General features: G+C 62.7%; 5 protein-coding genes. 4 read left to right on the top strand and 1 reads right to left on the bottom strand.

Annotated elements, in window-relative coordinates:
* From EN991_RS26315 to EN991_RS26300, 4 genes are all read left to right on the top strand, one after another.
* A partial coding sequence (locus EN991_RS26315; protein ID WP_206519251.1) for a cbb3-type cytochrome c oxidase subunit I occupies window positions 1–1,101 on the top strand: 1,101 nt, incomplete at its 5' end.
* The gene (locus EN991_RS26310) at window positions 1,098–1,700 is read left to right on the top strand and encodes a cytochrome c oxidase subunit 3 (RefSeq protein ID WP_013533222.1); all 603 of its coding nucleotides are present in this window, start codon (window positions 1,098–1,100) and stop codon (window positions 1,698–1,700) included. The genes EN991_RS26315 and EN991_RS26310, both read left to right, overlap by 4 nt.
* Before the next feature lies 1 nt (window position 1,701).
* Window positions 1,702–2,043 (top strand): hypothetical protein, encoded by a 342-nt coding sequence (locus EN991_RS26305; RefSeq protein ID WP_127369860.1) that lies wholly within the window; start codon window positions 1,702–1,704, stop codon window positions 2,041–2,043.
* 233 nt (window positions 2,044–2,276) lie between these two features.
* The gene (locus EN991_RS26300; RefSeq protein WP_164769375.1) at window positions 2,277–3,515 is read left to right on the top strand and encodes a cytochrome c; all 1,239 of its coding nucleotides are present in this window, start codon (window positions 2,277–2,279) and stop codon (window positions 3,513–3,515) included.
* On the opposite strand, the gene EN991_RS26295 is transcribed toward EN991_RS26300, so the two are convergent.
* The gene (locus tag EN991_RS26295; RefSeq protein ID WP_013533225.1) at window positions 3,487–3,912 is read right to left on the bottom strand and encodes a c-type cytochrome; all 426 of its coding nucleotides are present in this window, start codon (window positions 3,910–3,912) and stop codon (window positions 3,487–3,489) included. The genes EN991_RS26300 and EN991_RS26295 overlap by 29 nt on opposite strands.
* Between the last annotated feature and the right edge of the window lie 76 nt (window positions 3,913–3,988).

The raw sequence follows: 3,988 nt of genomic DNA, 5'->3' as shown, positions 1-3,988 counted from the left end.
CAGGTCTATATCATCTTCATTCCGGCGACCGGCTTCGTTTCCGCGATCCTGCCGACCTTCGTTCGCCGCCCGGTGTTCGGCTATCTCGGGATCGTGCTGTCGTTGATCGCGATCGGTTTTCTTTCCTTCGGCCTGTGGGTGCACCACATGTTCGCTACCGGCCTGCCGCAACTCGGCGAGAGCTTCTTCACCGCTTCCTCGATGATGATCGCCATTCCGAGCGGCGTTCAGATCTTCTGCTGGATTGCGACGATCTGGGGCGGCCGGCCGATCTTCGCCACGCCCATGCTTTTCGTTCTCGGCTTCATCTTCACCTTTGTGATCGGCGGCCTGACCGGCGTCATGGTCGCCTCGGTGCCGCTCGACCTGCAGGTGCACGACACCTATTTCGTGGTTGCCCATTTCCATTATGTGCTGGTCGGGGGCGCCGTCTTCCCCCTGCTCGGCGCCGTTTATTACTGGTTTCCCAAGATCACCGGACGCATGCTGTCCGAGAGGCTCGGCCGCTGGAATTTCTGGCTGGTCTTCCTCGGGTTCAATCTCACCTTCTTCCCCATGCATATTCTCGGTCTGCAAGGCATGCCGCGCCGCGTTTATACGTATCCGCCGGCGAGCGGCTGGGGAGAGATGAACCTCTTCATCAGCCTCTCTTCGCTGGTGGTGTTCGCGGGCTTCGCGCTTTTCTTCCTGAATCTCTTTCTCAGCCTCCGCAACGGCCGCATTGCAGGAGACAATCCCTGGGGCGCGAGCACGCTCGAATGGGCGACGACGTCGCCGCCGCCCTCCTACGATTTTTCGCGGCTGCCCGTGGTAACTCACCGCGAACCGCTTTGGGCCGAGCCCGATGTGCTCCCAGTGGTCGAAGGTCTGCGTGTCGACGCCCGCGAGGTGCTCGCCGGCACGGTCGCCGATGCGATGCCGCAAGTAAGGGTACCATCGGCTGACAACTCGATCTGGCCGTTGCTGTCGGCCATCGCAGTCGGCGGCGCATTTCTCGGTTCGATATACACGCCGTGGGCGGTGGTCTGGGGAGCGATCCCGGTTTCGATCGGCTTCATCTGCTGGTTCTGGCCGAAAGGCGAACCGGAGGACGAGGAATGAGGCACCGCCCCGTCGCCGACGTCAGTCACCTGCCCACATACGATTTCGGGTCAGCGAGCCCGATGTGGTGGGGAACCCTTGCCTTCATTGCCCTCGAGGCAACCGGTTTTGCCTTGGCGATAGGCACTTACTTCTATCTGGCCGTGCTGGCCCGGCATTGGCCCATTGGGGCCCCTGCGCCAGATCTGCTGCCGGGGACGGCAGTACTGGTTATTCTGGTTGCGAGCGTCGTGCCCAACCACATGATCGAAGTTTGGGCACGTCGCCAGGACCTGGCGAAAGTTCGCCTTGGCATGGTCGTCATGTCGATCGTCGGCATTCTTCCGCTGATCGTTCGCATCTGGGAATTTCCGGCTCTGCGGATTTCCTGGGATCAGAACGCTTACGGATCGATCGTCTGGTTCCTGCTCGGGCTGCATACGACGCATCTCCTTACCGATGTCGGCGACACGATCGTCCTGGCGGTTCTCATGTTCACGCAAAAAGGCAAGGCAGGCCGCCGCTTCAGCGACGTCTCGGACAACGCCTTCTACTGGGACTTCGTCGTCGTCTCATGGGTCGTGCTCTATCTTGTTATCTATTGGGCTCCGAGGATGTGAGATGCAGGCGATCCGTACCGGCGTTTCCTGGGCAGGCCTGGTCAGCGGACCAGTTGCGTGGGCAATAACGCTGCAGCTCGATTATTCGATTGCATCCTGGCAATGCCATGCCGGCTTTCGTCCCACTGCCTTGTTCTCGTTGACAGGCGCCGCGGTCGCCCTGGCAGGCGCGCTGCTGTCGTGGCACGCCGTTCATGACCGCGGACATGGTACGGTTCCGCCCCGGAAGGCGCGCACGCGCGCATTCCTTGCCAGGACTTCCGTGGGCATCGGGGCGCTGTTCACGCTCATCTTGCTGGCGCAGCTGATGGCAGGGCTGATCTTCAGCGGGTGCGAACTGTGACGAGGTCAAAGACCCGGAGATTGGCCGTCCGCCGGTGCGCGCCTTGGCCTGGCGCGGGCATTCCATTCCCGGCCGTCACCTCCCGGGCGGTCGCGCTGGTCTTGGCATCGTTGGCGCTTTGCACTGAGCTGCGGGCGAGCGAAATCCAGAAGGGTGAATACCTTACCCGAGCGGCCGACTGCATCGGCTGCCACACGTCCAATCCGAGCCGCCCGTTCGCTGGAGGCTATCGCGTGCCGACACCCTTCGGCGACGTATACTCGACCAACATCACACCTGATCCTGACACGGGCATTGGACGCTACTCCGCGGACGAGTTCGTGCGGGCCGTGCGGAAAGGTATCAGGCGCGACGGAGCCGATCTCTATCCCGCCATGCCCTATGACAGCTTCGCCGCGATGAGCCGCGAGGACGTGCTTGCGATCCGGACCTACCTCCTGGCGCAGCCGCCGATCTCGCAGCCGCAGCCGCGAAACATCCTGCCTTTTCCATTCAACCAGCGCTGGACAGTTGCGCTGTGGAAGCTCGCGAACCTGCATACCGGCAGTTTCACGCCCGATCGGAACCGGACCGCCGCATGGAACAGGGGAGCCTACCTGGTCGAGGTGCTCGGCCACTGCGGTGCCTGCCACACGCCAAGGAATGCGACGTTCGGCATGGATGAAGACCACAAGCTTGCCGGCGGCACCGCCGGCATCTGGCAGGCCTTCAACATTACCAGCGACAAGATCGCAGGCGTCGGCGACTGGAGCAACGAAGAGCTGTCTCGATTTCTCAAAACCGGCGCAGTGCCCGGGAAGGCTTATGCCGGCGGGCCGATGGCGGAAACGGTCATGAACAGCCTGCAACATCTTTCCGATGACGATATCCAGGCCATCGTCGCTTATCTCAGGGACGTGCCCGCCCAATCGGGAGACGAAAAGCAGCCGCGTTTCTCATGGGGTAACGCGGCCACGGTCGACGGCGATGCTGGAACCGAAGGGATGACGCAAGGCAGCGGGACCGCAGCCGGCGATGATCTCTATCGATCGCTCTGTTCGACGTGCCATGGGGCGAACGGAGGCGGATCGTCAGACGGATCCTATCCGTCCTTGACCCGCAACAGCACCCCCGGCGCGGCCACGCCCGAGGATGTCGCCATGACCATCCTTGAAGGCGTCAAAGCTGGCGACGTGGCGGGGCGTAAATCGATGGCGGCCTTCGGCGGCTGGCTGGACGATGGCCAGGTGGCAGCCCTTGCAAATTACGTCACCACTCGGTTCGGAAATCCCGACGTCAGCGTTACCGCGGCCGATATACGCCAGATGCGGGCCGGCTCGACAACAGGCCAGACAATCATGGTTCTGGCGGCTCAATCACTTGTGGCGTGCGCCGCCGTGTTGATGCTTGGGCTGCTGCTTCTGCTGGCAAGGCGCCTGCGCCGTCGGACCAGTTCAGTGCGCCTCATGTCCGCGCATAGAGATAGGCGGTGATGTCGCGCGCCTCTTGAGGCGACAGATTTGTATTGGGCATGGCCGTGTTCGGGTCTACGTCCCGCGCTCTGCTGATCCAGCGCATCATCGCATCCGGGCTGGCTCGCGATGCCCCGATATATCCTCTTTCGACGACGCCCTGCAGGGAGGGACCGACGGTACCACGGGCGCCGGGCACCCCCGGGATTTCGTGACATCCGCCACAGCCGTTGCGGATCATGGCCGGGACGGCTCGTTGAGGGTCGCCGCCGATCGCCTGCACAAGCGTGGTTTCTCGCAGACTGTTGCTGCGAACCGATCCGCTGGCGAAGACGGCAAAACCGATGACGACAGCCGCCGATGCTCCTGCCAACCACCAGAATCGGGGCGGCGCTTGCTTGGCGGCCTGCCGGTTCATCTGCGCTTACCGCTCTCAGCGCTCAATGCGCTGCCGAAGCACTGGTCCGGCAACGGATTGAGGAGCCGGCTCATTT

The organism is Mesorhizobium sp. M7A.F.Ca.US.005.03.2.1, from assembly GCF_003997795.1.
In the GTDB taxonomy this organism is placed as follows: domain Bacteria; phylum Pseudomonadota; class Alphaproteobacteria; order Rhizobiales; family Rhizobiaceae; genus Mesorhizobium; species Mesorhizobium ciceri.
This window is presented reverse-complemented; position numbering and strand designations above follow the sequence as displayed.